A 19,231-nucleotide genomic window follows, 5' to 3' on the forward strand; every position below is an offset into this window, starting at 1 on the left:
ACTCCTTCGCCGTCGAGTCGGCTCTAAATTCCGATAGTTTGTACTGCGGACAAGGCGATGGACTGACCGCCCGCCAGATTAAGCGTCATAGCCCCGCCATTCACCCCGGTCGTCACGCTGTTGACCGTTGCAGGCAGATAAGTCGCCAGGTTGGTGGGGGTGCCATCCAGCGTGCCACTGGCAACGAAGCTGTAATTGCCCGACGCCACGGCTTCACCTTCATCATTCTTGCCATCCCAGGTAAAGGCGGCGTTGCCGGCACTCTGGCGGCCCAGATCGACGGTTTTGACCACATTCATGGCCGAGTCGTAGATTTTCACCGTCGTTAGAGAGCTGGTAGACGGAACCACTACGGTACCCGCCATGCCCTTGGTGGTATCAATGGAGGTCGACCCTGCGTTGACGATCACCGAACGGCCAACCAGCGAGGAAGCCTGCAATGCCTGCGACGACTGGTAGCTGGCAGCGATGGTATCCACGGTGGAGGTCAGGTTCTGCATGCTCTCCAGACTGCTGAACTGCGCCAGTTGAGCCACGAACTCCGAGTTATCCTGTGGATCGAGCGGGTTCTGGTTTTTCATCTGTGTAACCAGAAGCTGCAGGAACGCGTCCTTGCCCAGCGCGTCATTAGACTTGGTAGCAGTCGGCGTAGGGTTTTGCAGTTTGTTGATAAAATTCGCCGATACGTCGTTTTCAACAGCCATTGTGTTCGCCCCTTATCACTGACCCAGGGTCAATACTTTCTGCATCATGGTTTTGGCGGTATTCATGATTTCCGCGTTAGTCTGGAAAGACCGACTGGCAGAAATCATGTCGGCCATTTCTTCGACGACGTTCACATTCGGGTAGTAGACGTACCCGTTCTTGTCGGCGGAAGGATGATTGGGTTCGAAGCGCGCTTCGAGGTTCGAAGTGTCTTCGATGATGCCGTTAACCTGCACGCCCTGCCCTGCCTCGCCCTGTTCCTGGAACAGCGAACCGCCGCCCGTCTGGCTCTGCTGGAACACGGTGGCGAACACCGGGTGCCGCGCGCGATAGGTCTGGTCCATGCTCGAAGAGACGGTTTCGGCGTTGGCGATGTTACTGGCGGTGGTGTTCAATCGAGTGGTTTGAGCACTCATGCCGCTGCCGGCAATATTGAAAACGTTGGCTAGAGACATGAATTACTCTCCGCGGAGGGCTGCAACCAGCCCTTTGAATTTGCTGTTGAGCAAGGTGAAGCTGGCCTGAAAGCCCACGGCGTTTTCCGCGTAGTTGGCGCTTTCGACTTGAGCATCAACGGTGTTCTGGTCCAGAGAAGGAGCCGACGGTGTGCGATACAGCAAGCTGCCATCGGTATTGCCCACGCCCTCAGCTTCGATATGGCGGCTGTTGGTCTTGTTCAGCGCGAAAGTGCCGTTCTTGACCTTGTCGCTTTCAGCAGCCAACACCGATGAGAACTCCAGATCACGAGCCTTGTAATTCGGCGTATCGGCGTTAGTGATGTTGTTGGCCAACACCTCGGCACGCTGGGCGCGAAAGCTCAGGGCTTTTTCATGGATGCCTAACGCTTTATCGAAGTTGATGCTCATGTCGGGAAACCTTTGCCGGATGACCAGATAGTCGTAACTGGTTTTGCTTAGCAGAGACATAGCAAACCGCGTGCCACTTCTTGAAAAGCCATGTTTCAGGGGCTTTCAGGCAGGGGTGGCAAGGCGAATGCCAGAAAAGCGGCAATGGATTTCCGCTCAGGAGTAGGCAAGCGGCAAGGGAGGTGCCGTAAAGTTGCCAGTGTTGCCTAGGTGGCTCTCTGATTACCTGTGGGAGCGAGCTTGCTCGCGAAAGCTTTCTGTCTAACGCAAAACATCAGTGGATGCCCCGCCCTCTTCGCAAGCAAGCTTGCTCCCACAGAAATGATTTCCCGCAAAACTCCGCGCGGGTCAATTAAAAAACAAAAAAGAGACCCGAAGGTCCCTTTTATCTGAATCACTCAGCTTCATTTAGCCTGGTAAATAATCCCCGGGCTGCATTGCACCATCTGGTAGTGATCCGGCAAACCATTGAGGGCTTCGGACGCCCCCAGAAACAGGTAGCCGCCCGGCTTCAGCGTGCTATGGATGCGCAACAGGATGTCTTTTTTCACTTCCGCCGAAAAATAGATCAACACGTTGCGGCAGAACACGATGTCGAACTTGCCCAGACTGGCGTAGCTGTCCAACAAGTTGAAGGCCCGAAACTCGACGCGACTCTTGATCGGTGCCTTGACCGCCCAACGCCCCGGCGCTTTAACGTCGAAGTAACGCTGCAGACGATCCGGGGACAGGCCACGACCGATTGCCAGGCTGTCGTACTCACCTGATTTGCAGTTGGTCAGCATCAACCCGGACAGATCGGTTGCCACAATCTGCGCGCCACTCTTGAGCTGGCTCGGATTGCTGCGCTCGAACTCATCAATTGTCATCGACAGCGAATAAGGTTCCTGACCCGAGGAGCAGGCCGCTGACCAGATGCGCAGGCGTTGATTCGGAGCGGCCTTGATGGCTTCCGGCAAAACCTTGTTTTTCATGACTTCGAACGGATACGTATCGCGAAACCACAAGGTTTCGTTAGTCGTCATGGCATCCACCACCTGCTCACGCAAACCACTGCGCGGCTGGGTCTGGATGCGCTGAATCAGCTCGCCCAGGGTCTTGATACCCTGCTGCTCCATCAGCTTGTTAAGACGACTGGATACCAGGTACTGCTTGTTTTCACCCAAGAGGATGCCACAGGCTTTTTCCAGAAAGACCCGGAACTGCTCGAAATCCAAATTACCCGTAGCCAAAGTGCCGCCTCTCAAATCATATAAAACCACCAGGAGCGAGACGCTCCTAGCTGTTATCTGCCGCCTTGATTCTGTCCACGACTCTTGCCGCCAGGTCATCAGGCCTGAACTTGGCAAGGAAATCATCCGCACCAACTTTCTTCACCATAGCCTGATTGAACACGCCCGACAGGGAAGTATGCAAAACGATGTGCAGCTTTTGCATCCTTGGATCGTTGCGAATCTCGGAGGTCAGCGTGTAACCGTCCATTTCCGGCATCTCGATGTCGGAAATCATCATCAAAAACTCTTCTTCCGGCTTCTTGCCGTCCGCGACCAATTTCTTCAGGTAGTCCAACGCCTGACGCCCGTCGTTGAGTGCAACCACTTCAACGCCGACAGTCTGCAGGCAACGGCTAACCTGTTTACGCGCCACCGACGAATCATCAACGGTCAGAACCCTCAGGGAAACCGCCTTGTGATGGGTTGCCTCATCAATGACCCCCACAGACACCGCTTCGGACATCGGCGCCACTTCGGAAAGAATCTTCTCGACGTCGATGATTTCCACCAGCTGATTATCGACCCGCGTCACCGCCGTCAGGTAGTGATCACGACCCGTGCCCTTGGGTGGTGGATGAATCTCTTCCCAGTTCATGTTCACGATGCGCTCGACCGAGTGCACCAGAAATCCCTGAACCTTCGTGTTGTATTCAGTAATGATCACAAAGGCATGATCCAGCGACGTCTGCCCCGGCAAGCCTGTCGCCATGGCCAGATCGAGGATCGGGATGGTTCCACCGCGAATATTCGCCACGCCGCGCACAATCCGATTGGATTTAGGCATCACGGTGAGTTTGGGGCATTGCAGCACCTCTTTCACCTTGAATACGTTGATCCCATACAGTTGCTTGCCGTCAAGACGGAACAACAAGAGCTCAAGGCGATTCTGCCCAACCAACTGCGTGCGCTGGTTCACCGAATCCATTACACCGGCCATGCTCCGACTCCCCATTTCAAAGCAACCGATCACCGCAGCCTGAATCAGGTATGCGGCACGGGCCTTGCTATTTATACGTTATGAATACCAAAACGACATTTTCCCGACACCCGACAACACACACGTTCAGCCTGTGGAGCGCACTGATGTTGCTGTGTCTTTCAAGCATCACGGGATACAGCCGCGCCGAGAGTTTCACATTGCCTGAACAGCTTATCGGCGTCACGCAGGGGTTTCTTGAATTCACAGTTGAAGAGTATTTAGCAACGAGCCAAATCGAAGGCCGTTATGAAATCGAAGTCCGCCAGCTAGACCCTCGTATGCGCATGGCCTATTGCGACAAGGAATTGACAGCCAGCCTGCAAAGCCCGCGCCCCGTTGGCCGCGTCAGCGTCCGTGTGCGCTGTGAAGGCTCGTCGCCCTGGACGGTGTTCGTGCCTGCCGAGGTGCGGCTTTTTCGCAATGTAGTGACCGCCATTCGCCCGCTCAAGCGCGATGCAATCGTCAGCGAAGACGATGTGGCCATGCGCGAGAGAGATATCGGGCAACTGGGGCAAGGCTTTCTCTCCGCCATGGATCAGGCTGTAGGACAGAAAGTTCTCCGACCAACGGTCATCGATCAGATCATCGCGCCGACCTTCCTTGAGCAGCCGCAGATGGTTCATAAGGGCGACCAGGTGGTGATTACCGCACGCAGCGGGAGTATTTCCGTTCGGATGCCGGGTGAGGCCCTGTCCGACGGGGCTTTCAACGAGCAAATACGCGTCCGCAACCTGAATTCCAAACGTGTCATCAAGGCTTATATCACTGGCGCTGGTCAGGTGGAGGCGCCGATGTGAGCTGACAATCCACTGGCGGCAAACGCTTGTTTTTCCTAGACTGCGAAACAAGTCCATATAAGTGAGGTCAATTCTCCGGGCTCGTCACGTGGTTTTCACATTTATGGCTAAAGTTTCCCCGGATCTGGTCGAAACCATGGCAAGCGTCCAACTACCCAGAGGATTTTTATCATGGTCATTGATTTCAACAGGCTGAACAGCGCAACACCGGTGAGCGGTACAAACCGCACCGTTGGCGCCAAAGAAGCAGGAAAGACAGAGTCGTCGGCTGCGACCGACGCATTGGAAAAGACCGGTAGTGCGGGCGAGTCCGTTCACCTGAGCGGTGAGGCTCAACAGTTGCAAAAGATCACTGACAAGCTGAAAGACTTGCCAACCGTCAATAGCGCTCGTGTAGCCGAGTTGAAACAGGCAATTGCCGACGGCAGCTATCAAGTAGACAGCAACCGTGTCGCCAGCAAGATGCTTAATTTCGAAGCCCAACGCTAGCCCACTGCTCGCGCTGGAACTTCTGGACGCTTAAAAACCAGAGCATGCGATGCAAGATACTAATCTGCTGCAATTGATCACTGACGACATGGCCCCGGCCCAGCAATTGCTGGAGCTGCTCCGTGCCGAATCTCTCGCCCTTCACGGTCGCGACATGATCGAGATGGAACACATCCTGGCGCAGAAACAGGCGCTGGTGATTCTGCTTGAGCAGCATGGTCGCAAGCGCAGCCAGATACTCAGTGGCCTTGGCTTGAGTCCCGACCGCAAAGGTCTGCTGGAACTCGCCAAAAATTCGTCCCTGGGTGAGACACTGATCACCGCTGGTGATGAGCTGAGCGCGCTGATCGTTGAATGCCAGGCATTGAATGAGCAAAATGGCAGCTCGATCAAGATGCAGCAGATGGCTACCACCCATCAATTACAGATACTCACGGGTGACAGTCCGACGCTGTATGACAGCCGGGGTTCGACCTCTGGCCGGGCAAGACCACGTCCGTTAAGCCAAGCGTAACTTTCTGTATCAAGGCGCCTTGCATGCTGGCAAAATGCCTGCCATCGCGTTGCTGTCGTATTTTGCCTGGAGATGGAAAAAGTGAATGGCTCAAGCGCGGAAGATGCTCCGCAGCCCCCAAAGGTTCTCAATACTCCTTTGGAAATTGCCGCCAGCTTGCGGCTGCTTCTTGAAAGTCATGATCCCCTGATCATTACCTTTCATGAGCGTACCCAACGCTTTCAGAGCTACTTGATCGAAGTTGATCGCGATAGCAATGTCATTGCCTTGGACGAAATGATCCCGCGTGACGGCGAGAAATACCTGTCGAACGGCGAGGCCTACCGTGTCGAAGGTTTTCACGACGGCGTGCGTATCGCCTGGGAAAACAGCGGCGAAATGACCATCGTCGACGAGGACGGACAGCGCCTGTATCGCGGCGCAATGCCAGACGAGGTCATCTACCACCAGCGCCGCAATGCGTTTCGCGCCGCACTCAAGCTCGCCCAGCTGGTAAGCGTCGAGATGGGTGGCGATAAACTCAAATATCCCCTGGCCGGCAAACTGCTGGATATCTCCGCGACCGGCTGCAAGCTGCGTTTTGAGGGTGATCTGTCAGAGCGTATGCAGCTGGGCCAAGTGTATGAACGCTTCGTCGCCCAGCTGCCATTCGGCACCATGACCGCTCCGGTGGAACTGCGCTACCTGCACTTCGAAGAAAGGGTCAATACCACCTTCGCTGGCGTGCGCTTTCACAACATGAGCGGACTGGTCCAGCGTCAGGTTGAGCGCTTCGTCTACCAACTGCAGCGCGAAGCCCGTCGCTTTGACAAAGACGATGACTTCTGACAGTTGGCTGATGTGAAAAAGGCGATAACGCAGAAATGCGTGATCGCCTTTTTTGTTGGGCCCGGCCCTGTAAGGGCGCGCTTGCCCGCAAGCCGGTAGTCTAGCCAGCCATTTGCCGCATACGCTGATGTTTTTTGTGGGAGCGAGCTTGCTCGCGAAAGGGCCGGAATTGCCAGGAATCTCTTTAAACCTGCACACCGCCTTCGCGAGCAAGCTCGCTCCGACTCACCAGCGCCTGCCGTGCACCGCTGCGATGCTTCGGCGACGGGGCAGCACCTGCGTAGTAGCCCCGGTCAACGCAGCCTCTGGTTCTTGATATAAGCACCCGCTAGGGCGATGATTGCACCCATGCATAAAACTATCGATAAAATATTGGCAGAACTGATGGCGCGTGAGGGCTTGAGCCAGGTCCAGTTGTCGGCGCGGGCTAATGTCGGCCAGTCCACGATCTCCCGAATCCTCAAACCCAACGGCCCTAAAGGAATCAAGGAGCCGACGGATAAACAAGTTAGGCCCCTTGCTGACTTCTTTGGAATGACCACTGATCAATTGCGCGGTTTTGAGCCTTTTGAGGTCCAGGACGGCTCGCTCCGCGAGGAAAGGCCCTCTTCGACCACCGATGTAGTCAGGGACATGCTCGCCCGTGCCTCCAAGGTGCCCGAAAGTCTGAAGCAGAAAATCCTTGAAGTCGCTCAGCAGCCCGATGATGGAAAGACCAATGTCATAGTCGCCGACTTCTCGCGCCCTGGTAAGGTCGGCGATGAAGTGTGGATCGCTCACTACGACATCCGTGGCGCAATGGGTGGTGGCGAGGTCACTCACGATTACCCTGAAATGCTTCAAGACGTTCGCGTCAGCCCCTCACAACTCAGATCGATGGGTGTTGAGTTCGCCGAGCATTACCACCTGAAAATGATCACTGGCTGGGGGCAATCGATGTCCCCCACCATCAAGCATGGCGACCCTTTGCTGGTGAATATCAATATCCGCGAGTTCGTGGGCGATGGCATCTACCTGTTCTCTTACCAGGGGTTTGAGTACATCAAGCGCCTGCAAAAGAAAGGTAAGGACATGTACAAAATGCTGTCTGACAACACCCTGCATCCCCCGGAGGATATCTGGGCGGAAGAAACCTATATCCAGGCCAAGGTGCTGCTGGTGTGGAATTCGCAGTTGGTTTGAGTTAACGAATACCCTGCCCTCGAAAGCCCGGCCAAGCGCCGGGCTTTTTCATAGATCTCAGAAAGGCACCTCATCTTCTGAATCATCGACAGCTTCGGCATGCCGACCTTCCAACGCGACGGGCTCCCACCGCACGGTCACCGCACCATCATCCTCGAATGTCATCTCCAGCTCATCATTGGCTGACAAGACGCCCATCACCTCTTCCCACTCTCTATCGCCGTCCGTATCCAGTCGATGAATCGTCACCCAGCGCTGCACCTGCGCAACCGGATGATTGATCATTGACGACACCCGCAGCGCCAAACGCTCTACCCCGGACATCTCAACGCGTACTGCTGATTTAGCACTACTCATGCTTTTCCTCCTGATAACTGTATATCCATCCAGTAAAGGAGAATATCGGAGCTCGTAGGAAAAGTTAACCCTTGATGGCGGGAAGACTCGCTTATGCACCAAAGAAAAATAAATGCACCAATGCATTGACATATAAATTGCACTGATGCATATTTGATCCATCGCAGCGACACGCGCCGCTGCAACACACGACTGGTGAAGCCGCCAGATAGTCCGGGATCAACGACAGTGATACCCCAGCCCCGACAAGGGACCGACTGGAACTCACTCTTCTTCAAAACAGATCAAATTCAGCCGCCAACGCCAGTAGCGGGCAGCTGAGAACAAACAGACGCTTCGCTGACGCAGCCTGGCGACCGGCTGACTTGGCGCAAATCACACAAGGCATATGCAGATGTTGAAAGATTGCAGATGTGGACAGTGCAAAAGACTTCTTGCCCGAATGGGCGAGTACACCGAACTCCAGATCAAATGTTCCCGATGCGGGACGTTGAATCATGTGAGGGCCAAGAGCCCCGAGGTATCGCCTTTGAGCGATAAATCAATCCCGGCCAGATTGGCCGCGAACATTCCCTCATTTCAGGAGATTCACCATGGTTCATAAAATCATCGCTGTCAGCGCGGCATTTCTCGCCATTTCCGCAGGAGCAGCTCAATCGGCCTCCGCAGCAAACCTGCTAACAAACGGTAGCTTTGAGTCGCCTGGCTGCGCATCTAGTTGCGTTTTGAACACGCCGGCTCAAGCGAACGCCATCACTGGCTGGACAACATTCTTATCCGGTGCTGAATATTTCAATTTGCCAGCGCAAATTTCTGGCTCCTCTGCAGCTGACGGAGTCGATATCGTCGACCTGGCAAACAATATTTATAGAAACGGTGGTGGCCTTCAGCAGAATTTCGCGACAACGGTCGGGGCGCGCTACCGCCTAACCTTCAGCGCTGGGAACTCGAAGTACGCTGGTCGTGCCGGCACTGGCATCATTCAGGTCAAAGTCGCCGGCCAGTCCACCTCTTTCGAAACTCCAGTCGCGACCAGCTCAACCGTTGTCTGGGGCACAGTGACCTATGATTTCACCGCCAAGTCTGACCAGACGACCCTTTCCTTTTGGAATGAGCAAGATCCCTACAACTACTTTGCATTCATAGACAAGGTAAGCGTTGAGCGCTTGTAAGTCCCAGGCGGAGAGCAGCATTTGTCGCTCTTTTTTAAGGTTATGTCGACCTACAATCGGGTTCGGGGAATATCCGGGCGGAGATAAAACAGCGATGTAGTTCTAGAAACAAACGCTGGCAGCCGACGACCATTAAAATGGTGACTTTGCAGCCACCACTGATGAGGTTCTGAAGTTGGTTTACGCCGGTACTACTGGAGCGAAGTGTCGCGCTCGTCAAACTGACCAGCACGGGCCATGGATGACCTAGAGAGTAATTCTGACAGAGGCCTAGTGCCTAAATAGATCGCCTTTGAGCGACATGAAAGCGGAATCCTCCGCTACTAATCATTCGACTTAATAGGTGAACTTATGTCTGAAGTTAAAATTGGTAAAAACTTTCGCAACGTAGTGCCGCAAGGCATCGCGCAAATCGTTTCTCCTGCCGAAAACGGAAACGGACTCACTATCCGCACGTGCGCGAGCAACCCGCGAAACGGATTTGTGGGGCTGTACTGTTCCGAGACGGCTCCACTGGCAGCTGCTCCTGGCAACGCCAATCGCTTGATTTTTGCTGCTAACGGCAACACTCTGGAAGGATCGAGCTCAAGCGTATTCATGCCTTACCCTCTCTTCATTCCTGCCGGGCTGGGGCTTTGGGTTACGAGCGGGCCATTCAGTGGCTCGACCCCTACTGGGGGCGGAATCGCGCTCACGTGGGATTTCGTCGGCTAAGCCCTTAGTGAACGCTGGCCCTGCTGAAATGCAGGGCCTTCTTTAACCAATACTCGCTCCACCAATCCCTCGGAACCTCTGATCGTCACGCTCAACGAGGGCCTCTGCAGCGACTCGATATCGCATTGCCCGCTAACGTGGCGGGCGTTTTTATCCCTGTAGCTCAATGATCCCTGCCCAGCATTTTTTCTGGTTCACCACCGCATCGCTCTCGTAATGAGTGGCCCTTTTTTCTCCTGACTGACACCACCCCTTTTATTTCTGGAGCACCCAATGGAACCAGCGACTACCGCCGCAGGCGTACTGTTGGTGAAATACGGCGTAGCAACCGCTGGATTCGCCGGAGCAATTCTTTCCCTTACTTTTCTTCGAGGCCTCACACCTAAGCAGGCAACGGCCGCAGTGCTGACCGGCTTTTTGTCTGCACTGTTTACCACCTCACTGGTGGTGCAGTATTTCAAACTGCCGACTGATACCGATTCGCAAAATGGGGTGGCCTTTCTGATCGGCTTACTCGCGATGAATATCATCCCGGGGCTGAAAGCGATTGCAGCCTCGATCAGCTCGGTTCGAGGTTCTTAAATAACCGCCTGAATTGAAATGCCCTTCCAAGGAGCGCACGAGCATCGCGAGGCCGCGATGGCAGTGTGTCAGACAACCCGCTATCGCGTTGCTCGTGCACTCCTACAGAGGCAGCATCGCAGCCGGACGCCCCCACAGCCCGCCATCGTGCGGGCTTTTTCTGCCTGGAGAAACACATGCCGGTTACCGAAAAAGACCGCGATGTATTGGCCCGAACGCTGTGGGGCGAAGCTCGTGGTGAGGGATCAGCGGGTCAGATCGCCGTCGCCTGGGCGATCCGTAACCGTGTGGAGATGGATCTGCACAATGACGGCAAACCTGACTGGTGGGGCGAGGGTTATGCCGCCGTCTGCCAGACAGCCTGGCAGTTCAGCTGCTGGAACAGGAACGACCAGAACTATCAGTACCTCAGCGGCGCAACGCCGATCCCGTTTCGCGAGTTAGCCCAGGCACGCATCACTGCTGACCAAGTGATCGACGGCAAACAGCCGGACCCTACCGGCGGGGCGACTCACTATTACGCGATCACACTGCCCAAGGCACCTGCATGGGCGGCGCAGGCCCGGCAGACATTGATGCTTGGGCATCACGTATTTTTCAAGGATGTGCCATGAAGGCCTTCTATACGCGGACCGGTGTGGCGCTGGCTTCAATTGCGACAGTACTGGGCATCCTGTATGCCGCTTATAGCCACGGCGTTGCGGTCACGGACGCCAAGTGGAACGCCAAGTGGGCCGATCAGCACCTTTTACAGGCCAGGAATGCTGCAGCTGCCACGACACTCAATCGAAACGAAGAACAACGCCGACAGACTGCGGCCAATCAGGTGGGAAGTGATGCACGAGACCAGATCAAGATGGCTACGGATGCCGGGACTGCTGCCGATGCTGCTGGTGACCGGGTGCGCAATAAAGCAGGAAAGCTGGCCGCCGGAGCCCGTTGCAGCCCCAGCGATCCCGGCATTGCAGAGCGAGGCCAGGCAGCCACCCGCGCCGCCATGGTGCTCTCCGAGCTGTTCCAGCGGGCTGATAAACGAGCGGGAGAGCTGGCAAAAGCTTATGACGCAGCCCGAATAGCGGGGAAGACATGTGAGGAAGCTTATGATTCGCTGCGTATTAACACAGCCGGTTAGGGGGGTGGGATCTCTGTAGGAGCGCGCTTGCCCGCGATGACATTCGCCCAGGCAAAAAATCTGTGAGGGCTAAAAGCGCATCGCGGGCAAGCGCGCTCCTACGGTTGGATTGCGATTCCTGTAGGAGCTGCCGCAGGCTGCGGCAGCTCCTACACCATGAGTCTACGGCCGGTTGATCTCTTCATCCTCGACGACCGGCGCTGCAACCACCTCTTCAGGCTCAGGTTCAACCACTGGCTCGACCGCTGTCTGCATCTGATCCTGAACCACCTGCTCGTCAACACGCGGATCCAGCGCCACCACCAGAGGTGAGCTGGACATGCTGTCTGGCATTGCGATGTGGTGCAGCGGTGCGTCGTCGACCTGGTGCAGGTGCGTGACGGCTTTGGGACGAATCAGCAGCACCAGCACGAACGCCGTGAAGCTGACGAATGCATAAAGCATGTTACTGCCCAGCATTTGCATCAATGCGCCAGCTGCCAGCGGGCCGATGCTCGCGCCGATGCCGAAGGTCATCAGCAACATGGCTGTCAGTGACACTCGGCGTTCGGCTTCGACGTGGTCATTGGCAAACGCCACGGCCAGCGGGTAAAGGCTGAACTGGATCATCGATGCGATGAAACCCACAACGAACAGCGCTTCCAGCGGCATGTTCGGCAGCACTGCCAGGGGCAACGCTGCCACCGCCAACATACCGGCGAAAGCACGCATCAGCTTGGCACGGTCATAACGATCCGACAGCAATCCCAATGGCCACTGCACCAGCAGGCCGGCCAGGATGCAGGTACCCATGAACATACCGACATGCTCGGTGGATAAGCCCTGCTGCGCGGCATACAAAGGCGCCAGACCATAAAACGACCCGATCATCAACCCGGCACCCAGGATGGTGGTCAGGGACTGTGGCACCCTGCTGATAAAGAACCGCGGCTCCAGAGGCGCTGGATGCAATGGCGCAGGGTGAATGCTGCGGGTCATGGCCACTGGCACCAGACACAGGGCGAAACACAGTGCCACCAGCATCAGCAGTTCTGGACCCAAACCCGGATGGAGCACGAGAATCAGCTGCCCCAGCACCAAGCCCAGATATGACGCGATCATGTAGCCGCTGAACACCATACCGCGCTGCTTGGCTGCCGCCTGCTCGTTGAGCCAGCTCTCGATGACCATGTACTGACACATCATCCCCAGGCCGACGATCATCCGCAGAAACAGCCAGGCCGGCAGCCAGTTGATCAACCCCAGGCCCAACACCGCCGCGCCCACCACACCGGCGCACGTCGCATAAGCGCGGATATGCCCTACCCGGCCGATCAGCCGGTGCCCCACTTTGCCGCCCAGCACCAGCCCGAAATAGTTCGCCGCCATCAAGGCACCGATCCACAGACCATCCACCTGATCGGCAGACAAACGCAACGCAAGGTAAGTGCTCAACAGACCCGAGCCGATCAACATCATCAGCGAGGCGAAATAGAGACCTTGAAAAGACTTCCAGATTTGACGCATCGACTTTCCAAAAATTGGGCATCACCAGAATGGGTGACGCCGAAACAGCGTTTTAAGCCTGGGCGGTCAGAATTCTCCGCTCCCAGGGGGTAATTTCATCGAGGAAACTGGTCAGTTCCATGCTCTTCGAGGCGATGTAGCCTTCGATGAATTCGTGACCAAACAGTTCCTTGGCCAACTGACTGCGTTTCAGACGCTCCAGAGCGGCATGCAAGGTACATGGCAGTGACAAATGATCCGGCACCTCTATTTCGCCTTGAATCGGCGCGCTCGGCTCAAGCTCACGCTCCATGCCGTAAAGCCCCGCCGCAAGGCTGGCGGCAATGGCCAGATAAGGATTGGCGTCAGCCCCCGGCAAGCGGTTTTCCACCCGTCGCGCCACTGGCGCACTGGCGGGAATGCGCAAGCCAGCGGCGCGATTGTCATGGGACCAGCAGGCGTTGTTGGGCGACGCGAACGGATGGCACAGACGCTGATAGGAGTTCACATTCGGCGCAAACAGCGCCGTGAAGTCGGCCATGCACGCCTGCTGCCCGGCAATGAAGTGCATGAACGCCGAGGTCGCCTGGCCGGCTTCGTCACTGAATACGTTCACGCCCGTGGCAGCGTCAACCACACTTTGATGGATATGCATGGAGCTGCCCGCCGTGTGCGCCAGGGGCTTGGCCATGCACACGGCAATCAGACCGTGCTTGAGCGCGACTTCCTTGAGCAGGTGTTTGAACAGAAACGTTTGATCCGCCAGCAGCAACGGGTCGCCGTGCCACAGGTTGATTTCAAACTGGCTAACGCCCATTTCGTGCATGAACGTGTCGCGAGGTAAACCCAGCGCCGCCATGCACCGATAAACCTCGCTGAAAAACGGCCGCAGACCGTTGTTCGAACTGATACTGAAAGCAGAGTGGCCGTCCTCGCGTCGACCATCCAGCCCCAGGGGTGGCATGAACGCCTGAGCAGGATCTGGATTGGGCGCAAACACGAAGAACTCAAGTTCAGTAGCGACCACCGGTGCAAGGCCGCGCTCGGCGTAGCGAGCGATCACGTTTTTCAGCTGCTGACGGGTGGACAGGCTGCAACCCCCGCCGCCCAGCTCCTCGACATCACAAATAACCAACGCACGGGGCTCAGCACTCCAGGGCAAGGGATGCACTTGCCTCGGATCGGGGCTCATTGCCACGTCGCCGTCGTCGCAGCCATAGAAACGCGATGGTGGGTAACCACCCATGATGCATTGCAGCAACACACCCCGCGCCATTTGCAGACGCCGCCCTTCCAGGAAGCCCTGGCCGGTCATGACCTTGCCCCGGGGCACGCCGTTCAGGTCTGGCGTGACGCATTCAATTTCATCAATGCCCGCCAGCTGCTTCGCTAGAGGGGCGTCATGGGCAGTCATCGTACAGTCCTTGATCATCAGGTTGCCAGGGGGCGAGCTGGACAAAATACGCGCCGGGTGATCGAAACTTGAACTCCCGTAGCGCAGCTCTACCCGCTCGGAAGGTCATCGAGCTTCTAGCCAGGTCGGCGAGCCCAGCTTGCCATGCTGTCGATCGAGTGATCCAGCGATGTCCACACATTAAGCCCTAGCGTGCGTGCTTTTTGAATGTTAGGGACATAGTACGAACGTAGTCCGTTTGGCACTGGCTTGCCCAGAATACTGACTTTTTTTCCCGGGGCGATGCGCGCAACGACCTTATGCGCCAGCTCGGCGATAGTCAGTCCTGCATCAGAGCCCACGTTGTAAGCGTTGCCAGTAACACCACGGGTCAGCAGTGTCAGCAACCAGCCGGCCAGATCGGCACCATGTAGGTAGCTACGTACGGCCTGCCCATCGGATCTGATGATCAACTCATCTCCCCACATGGAGTCCTTCACGAAATTGCCGATGGCAAAGTGTGCATCCAGCGCAATACCGGGCCCCGAGAATGCAAAGCATCGAGCCAGAACAATTTCAAGGCCGTGCCGCTGAGCATACAAAGCTGCCAATGTTTCCTGGGCGCGCTTGCCTTCGGCATAAGCACTGCTGGCCAATACACTGTCGCACGCATATGCAGCGTTTTCCAGGACGGGAATACCCGCGTGGAGGGCTCCATACTGCGCGCCACTCCCAGTAAACAATATTTTTCGGACGCCGCTCGCCACCGCCAGATCAAGTACGTTGCGTGCGCCGCATACGATGGTGTCGAAGATCCGCAACGGATCCTCATGGGCGCCGGCCAGCGTATCGGTCGCGGCATGTAATATCAGATCAATCACACGAGCAGAGGGCAACAAGATAGGCGACTGAACATCGCCCTCGACCCAGTCAAGCCAATCAAGCCTGGCATATTCCGGGTATTGAGCGAGAAATCGCTGCGGTGAACGAGAAAGCGCTGTCACCTCGATCCCCGCACCGCTCTGGTTCAAAGCCGCGAGGGTTGCAAGCAGCCATTTGCCAAAAAAACCGGTAATGCCGGTTATCAGCAAATGCTTGCCAGTAAGCTCCTCCGAAACCTTCAGCTTGCTGAGCACCCGTTGAACATCATTCGCTACTACCGGCGATTTGAGCGTAACCCTCATTGATCTGGCAGCCAGATTCTGCGTCGAGCCTCTAGAACCTCCATGCCGTCCAACATCCAGTCACGCTGCACGCGGGCCTGCAATGCATCTCCAAGAGCCGCAGCGGCATCAGGATCCGACAAATGTTCCCGGATAGCTGCAACCCAGGCCACATAAGTGTTCTGAACCCGGGTCACAGGCAAATCGCCGCGATAAGGCTCAAGGTCACTGCAGATGACTGGAATGCCACACATGCCGAACTCAAGCAGCGGCAGATTGTTCTTGCAGCGATTCAGAAAATTGTCCGCGAGTGGTGCCAACACCAGATCAAGGTTCAGCGAAGCAAGCAGGGCCGGATAGGACTGCGGATCCTGTAGTTTATAAAACTCATGCGCAAGAGGCCGCAAATGAGTAGGACATGCACCGACGAAGATCCATTCGACTTCACCTATAAAAGCCTTCAAAACATTTTCAATCATCTCCAGGTCGTGAGTGCGTCCTGCTTCCCCGATCCACCCCAAACGGGGCCTGTTCGAACAAACGCGCTTGCTGTTCAGGCCACCCCACCAATGCGGATCCAGACGACTCTCGATGACTCGCGTATCAGCGCAGAAACCCTCCATGACTGAAGCCAGCATATTGCTGGAAACCACCAGGCGGTCCACTTGCGAAACTGCCCGCCCCAGATGCTGCAATACATCCCGATTTGGCTGCGCAAAATGGACAAGATCCGGAAGATACTCGTCCAGATCATAGATCCTGAACGCCCGGGAGAATGCCTTCATGCGGCGCATGGCCTGGCACTGTTGATCACTGATCTGTCGCTGCAGAAGAATCACATCAGGGTCATAGCGCTCCAGATCCTCCACAGAGAGCAACGCCGGCGAGACCACACCCTCAATCAGTCCCGCTTCGCGCAAGGCATTGAACGGTTGAACGATCCTCGGCCAGGCGCACGACAATCTGCTAGCCGGGTGCGCAAGAACCGTCGGCAAAGGCTTGAACGCAGCCATTGGACGCCAGGATAGTGATGGACTGGCACGTTGAAACGCACTGTCCGCCGCCAGAGAAAAGTTGCGATTGTAGGACGGGTCGCGAGCCAGGACAGACAGCCAGCGCTCGTACATCCGATCTTCGAGCTCTTGCGTAATCTGGACCGCACGGGGCTCGCTGGTGAGCAGTCGAACTCTGGGCGTCCAAATATTCAAATAGCCTGCCTTGTGTAGCTTCAGACATAAATCAACATCGTCCCAAGGGGCAACAGTCTCATCAAAACCGCCGGCAGCACAGAACAATTCCTGACGCACCAGCAGGCACCTGCCACTCAAAGCAGTAAGACTCTGATCAATCTCCAGACGCTGCATGTAGCCAGGCGCGTCCGCATTCATCCCCTTATAGGAAGATCCCACCGGGCCGCCCAGTCCGAGGGTAAATCCTGCATGAATTATCTCGCCGCGAGCTCCCACCAGCTTGGCCCCCACGGAGCCGACCTCCGGGCGCATCCCGTGATTGAGTAATTGCTGCAGCCAGTCTTTGCCAATAATGCCAATTCCACAATCCAGGAACAGCAGGAATTCGCCTGAACACTCGGTGACAGCATGATTACGAATGGCCTGAGGGGAATCATCAGCCTGATATCGCATCACGAGAATATGCTGAACGCCCAATTGTTCAATACCTGACAGCCAACTACAGATCACGGGATCTTTATTGCCCCGATCAAGAAGAAGCAATTCGTAGTCGGCGTAGGTCGTGTTCTCGAGCAGGCTTTCCACACAGTGTTGCGCTTCTGGAAGTTGCCCGTCGATGAGAACAACAATGCTGACCCGTGGCAAATTCTGGTGACCGTAGTCGACTTCATAACGACCAGTCTGCCGTGACTCGACTCGTGCGTGGATAAACCCGCGCGCCTGCAAGTGGCGCTCAATGACCTGACGTTCCTGCGGGTTGTCCTGCAAGTTCAGGACATCGGCAACTATCAGCGGTTCGCTGATATGACCAAGCCCATCGAAGCCAGAGGTTTCCAGCAGACGCAGAATATACTCGAGCTCAAAAGCCTGCGGGTACGCGCTAGCGAAGCCCCCCATGTCCTTCCAGGTATCGCGACGGAATAGCCAGTGGCGCGCCAGGCCGGCTGGAAAACTCAACAACAGATCGAGATTCACATCAGGACGCAACAACAACCCGAGAGTTCCACCCTCATGGCGCATGACCTCATCGGTCTGAATGGCGCGACTGCCAGGTTCGTTCATCAATTGCAGCGACGCAATCAGCAATCCACTACGAGTAAATGTCTCACCCGACTCCACAACGACGAACCAGTCGCACTCGTGCTGCGCAATTGCCTCGTTGATTGCGCTTGCCAGGTCCCCTCCGCTGAAAGCGAAACCAGGCACGTCAATATAAGCGGCTTGAGTAGTGCTCATTACCAGCGGACGTAACGAAAGTCGCGGTGTCTCAGAGTGAGCAAGACTGGCAATTGTCATGTGCACTTTTTCCACGGCGCCAGCGGAATCGACAATCACTACGCCCAACACCGGAACTTTGTTGCGCAGAAGATATTGATCGGTGATCCGCTTCTGAGCATCGCTGAGCACCCGGGCGTCCAGCCAGTCGGTGACCTCGCAACCACTTCTACTGCCCTTGTAATCGAACGCTGCCTGCTGAGTAACTTCAATGAAGTGATCAAGCGCAGGCCAAAAATCTTCTGCGTGCTTCTCTAGATTGGCTCGCAATAATGGAAGAGTATCTCGCGCACGCCGGATTTCCTCAGGAGCGAGGCCCCAAGCGACTCCATAGTTTCCATTTTCTTCTAGAGAGAAATTCTGTGGCGCGGACTCCCCCGGTATAACCACACCTATACAGCCACAAACGGCCGCTTCGGCAGACAGTGCAGAGGTGCTCGACGAATAAAAAAACTCACAGGTTTGAAAGATATCCGCCAACTCTGCCCACGTCGCAGGAAAGACACTAGTAATCTCAATGGCGTCCGTCGGTAATATGGACTTATCCAGCCCGTGCCCTTTACGCCCTTGGTAGTAACAAACCTTGCCCGGCACTCGCTTGGCGGGATCATGATGAGGCTTGAATACATTCAAATCGACGGGTTGCAAAAATAAAATGTTGTCTTCGGACATGCCGGGTAGCAGCAGCCCTTTGGTAAAAGAAAATAAGATATCGTCAGCGCCATATTCGCCATCGCCACCGATAAAACCCGGCGTGTTCAGCAGATAACGCACCACCAGGTTTGCCTTGAGCGGATTACCGTGTACCACTTCCGGATAAACCACGATGGGTTCAATGTTCTGCGAACGATGTAACTCACTCACATCCGTCGTGAGCCGAGGGGTGATCAATGCGGGATTCACTACAGCGGTTGTAACATAAGCTTCATGGCCAGACCGAATCAATGCATCGCACAGCATGTGCATGACCCGAATACCAGCTGAGTTAGTCCGATAGGCGGGTGCGACAATGTAATAAGGCGTGGGACGAGCCGCGTAAAGTGAACGTTTCATGAGTCACCTGAAAAAATTATCAAACAGCTGTTGCGCTCAAGGATCGCCGCGCAGCACGGGCCGCTGGACAAGCTTGTCCGG

General features: G+C 55.8%; 22 protein-coding genes. 11 read left to right on the forward strand and 11 right to left on the reverse strand.

The annotated features are described in order from the left end of the window. Positions 1–23: 23 nt before the first annotated feature. The 5 genes from IV01_RS22735 to IV01_RS22715 form a co-directional block, all read right to left on the reverse strand. Positions 24–704: a flagellar hook assembly protein FlgD gene (locus IV01_RS22735; RefSeq protein ID WP_032625448.1), complete on the reverse strand. Its 681-nt coding sequence runs from the start codon at positions 702–704 to the stop codon at positions 24–26. Between the two features lie 15 nt (positions 705–719). Beyond that, positions 720–1,160 (reverse strand): flagellar basal body rod protein FlgC, encoded by a 441-nt coding sequence (flgC, locus tag IV01_RS22730; RefSeq protein ID WP_032625450.1) that lies wholly within the window; start codon positions 1,158–1,160, stop codon positions 720–722. A gap of 3 nt (positions 1,161–1,163) precedes the next feature. Further along, a complete protein-coding gene (flgB, locus tag IV01_RS22725) occupies positions 1,164–1,571 on the reverse strand; it encodes a flagellar basal body rod protein FlgB (protein ID WP_032625563.1) in 408 nt (135 codons plus the stop codon). A 404-nt stretch (positions 1,572–1,975) separates the two neighbouring features. Further along, positions 1,976–2,803 (reverse strand): protein-glutamate O-methyltransferase CheR, encoded by an 828-nt coding sequence (gene cheR, locus IV01_RS22720; protein WP_032625452.1) that lies wholly within the window; start codon positions 2,801–2,803, stop codon positions 1,976–1,978. A 46-nt stretch (positions 2,804–2,849) separates the two neighbouring features. Further along, on the reverse strand, positions 2,850–3,782 hold the full coding sequence (locus tag IV01_RS22715) for a chemotaxis protein CheV (RefSeq protein WP_032625454.1): 933 nt from the start codon (positions 3,780–3,782) through the stop codon (positions 2,850–2,852). Between the two features lie 80 nt (positions 3,783–3,862). Here IV01_RS22715 and flgA point away from each other — a divergent pair, with 80 nt between their 5' ends. The 5 genes from flgA to IV01_RS22690 all read left to right on the forward strand — a co-directional run bounded on the left by flgA (position 3,863) and on the right by IV01_RS22690 (position 7,634). After that, positions 3,863–4,621 (forward strand): flagellar basal body P-ring formation chaperone FlgA, encoded by a 759-nt coding sequence (gene flgA / locus IV01_RS22710; RefSeq protein WP_032625456.1) that lies wholly within the window; start codon positions 3,863–3,865, stop codon positions 4,619–4,621. 171 nt (positions 4,622–4,792) lie between these two features. Then, the gene (flgM, locus tag IV01_RS22705) at positions 4,793–5,110 is read left to right on the forward strand and encodes a flagellar biosynthesis anti-sigma factor FlgM (RefSeq protein ID WP_032625457.1); all 318 of its coding nucleotides are present in this window, start codon (positions 4,793–4,795) and stop codon (positions 5,108–5,110) included. Between the two features lie 49 nt (positions 5,111–5,159). Continuing rightward, complete coding sequence (locus tag IV01_RS22700) at positions 5,160–5,624, forward strand: flagella synthesis protein FlgN (RefSeq protein ID WP_032625460.1); 465 nt, start codon at positions 5,160–5,162, stop codon at positions 5,622–5,624. Positions 5,625–5,705: 81 nt separating this feature from the next. Beyond that, on the forward strand, positions 5,706–6,452 hold the full coding sequence (locus tag IV01_RS22695; protein ID WP_080290193.1) for a flagellar brake protein: 747 nt from the start codon (positions 5,706–5,708) through the stop codon (positions 6,450–6,452). Positions 6,453–6,800: 348 nt separating this feature from the next. Beyond that, on the forward strand, positions 6,801–7,634 hold the full coding sequence (locus IV01_RS22690; protein WP_032625464.1) for an XRE family transcriptional regulator: 834 nt from the start codon (positions 6,801–6,803) through the stop codon (positions 7,632–7,634). A 57-nt stretch (positions 7,635–7,691) separates the two neighbouring features. Here IV01_RS22690 and IV01_RS22685 read toward each other — a convergent pair whose 3' ends face one another. Both IV01_RS22685 and IV01_RS26810 read right to left on the reverse strand, forming a co-directional pair. Then, positions 7,692–7,991: a DUF1654 domain-containing protein gene (locus IV01_RS22685; RefSeq protein ID WP_032625467.1), complete on the reverse strand. Its 300-nt coding sequence runs from the start codon at positions 7,989–7,991 to the stop codon at positions 7,692–7,694. Positions 7,992–8,265: 274 nt separating this feature from the next. Continuing rightward, the gene (locus IV01_RS26810) at positions 8,266–8,490 is read right to left on the reverse strand and encodes a hypothetical protein (protein ID WP_032625469.1); all 225 of its coding nucleotides are present in this window, start codon (positions 8,488–8,490) and stop codon (positions 8,266–8,268) included. On the opposite strand from IV01_RS26810, the gene IV01_RS26100 reads away from it, so the two are divergent. The 6 genes from IV01_RS26100 (at position 8,386) to IV01_RS22665 (ending at position 11,591) form a co-directional block, all read left to right on the forward strand. After that, positions 8,386–8,595 (forward strand): Com family DNA-binding transcriptional regulator, encoded by a 210-nt coding sequence (locus IV01_RS26100; RefSeq protein WP_080290186.1) that lies wholly within the window; start codon positions 8,386–8,388, stop codon positions 8,593–8,595. The two genes, IV01_RS26810 and IV01_RS26100, sit on opposite strands and share 105 nt — an antisense overlap. Then, complete coding sequence (locus IV01_RS22680) at positions 8,585–9,163, forward strand: DUF642 domain-containing protein (RefSeq protein ID WP_032625471.1); 579 nt, start codon at positions 8,585–8,587, stop codon at positions 9,161–9,163. The genes IV01_RS26100 and IV01_RS22680 overlap by 11 nt, the downstream gene beginning before the upstream one ends. Before the next feature lie 351 nt (positions 9,164–9,514). Then, the gene (locus tag IV01_RS26105; protein WP_154232170.1) at positions 9,515–9,877 is read left to right on the forward strand and encodes a hypothetical protein; all 363 of its coding nucleotides are present in this window, start codon (positions 9,515–9,517) and stop codon (positions 9,875–9,877) included. Positions 9,878–10,150: 273 nt separating this feature from the next. Beyond that, positions 10,151–10,459, forward strand: coding sequence for a hypothetical protein (locus IV01_RS22675; RefSeq protein WP_032625474.1), 309 nt, complete (start codon positions 10,151–10,153; stop codon positions 10,457–10,459). A gap of 176 nt (positions 10,460–10,635) precedes the next feature. Further along, a complete protein-coding gene (locus IV01_RS22670; protein ID WP_032625476.1) occupies positions 10,636–11,073 on the forward strand; it encodes a cell wall hydrolase in 438 nt (145 codons plus the stop codon). After that, complete coding sequence (locus IV01_RS22665) at positions 11,070–11,591, forward strand: DUF2514 domain-containing protein (RefSeq protein ID WP_032625478.1); 522 nt, start codon at positions 11,070–11,072, stop codon at positions 11,589–11,591. Before IV01_RS22670 ends, IV01_RS22665 begins: the two co-directional genes overlap by 4 nt. Before the next feature lie 162 nt (positions 11,592–11,753). Here the strand turns inward: IV01_RS22665 and IV01_RS22660 are convergent, their stop codons facing one another. The 4 genes from IV01_RS22660 to IV01_RS0124515 all read right to left on the reverse strand — a co-directional run bounded on the left by IV01_RS22660 (position 11,754) and on the right by IV01_RS0124515 (position 19,150). Next, on the reverse strand, positions 11,754–13,097 hold the full coding sequence (locus IV01_RS22660) for an MFS transporter (protein WP_032625480.1): 1,344 nt from the start codon (positions 13,095–13,097) through the stop codon (positions 11,754–11,756). 52 nt (positions 13,098–13,149) lie between these two features. Then, positions 13,150–14,391, reverse strand: coding sequence for a glutamine synthetase family protein (locus IV01_RS22655; protein WP_195758739.1), 1,242 nt, complete (start codon positions 14,389–14,391; stop codon positions 13,150–13,152). Between the two features lie 215 nt (positions 14,392–14,606). Beyond that, entirely contained in the window at positions 14,607–15,605 is a 999-nt protein-coding gene (locus IV01_RS22650; protein ID WP_229636074.1) for an NAD-dependent epimerase/dehydratase family protein, read from the reverse strand. A gap of 44 nt (positions 15,606–15,649) precedes the next feature. Then, the gene (locus IV01_RS0124515) at positions 15,650–19,150 is read right to left on the reverse strand and encodes a glycosyltransferase (RefSeq protein ID WP_080290188.1); all 3,501 of its coding nucleotides are present in this window, start codon (positions 19,148–19,150) and stop codon (positions 15,650–15,652) included. Positions 19,151–19,231 lie beyond the last annotated feature (81 nt).

The organism is Pseudomonas syringae (assembly GCF_000737245.1).
Lineage (GTDB): Bacteria > Pseudomonadota > Gammaproteobacteria > Pseudomonadales > Pseudomonadaceae > Aquipseudomonas > Aquipseudomonas syringae_J.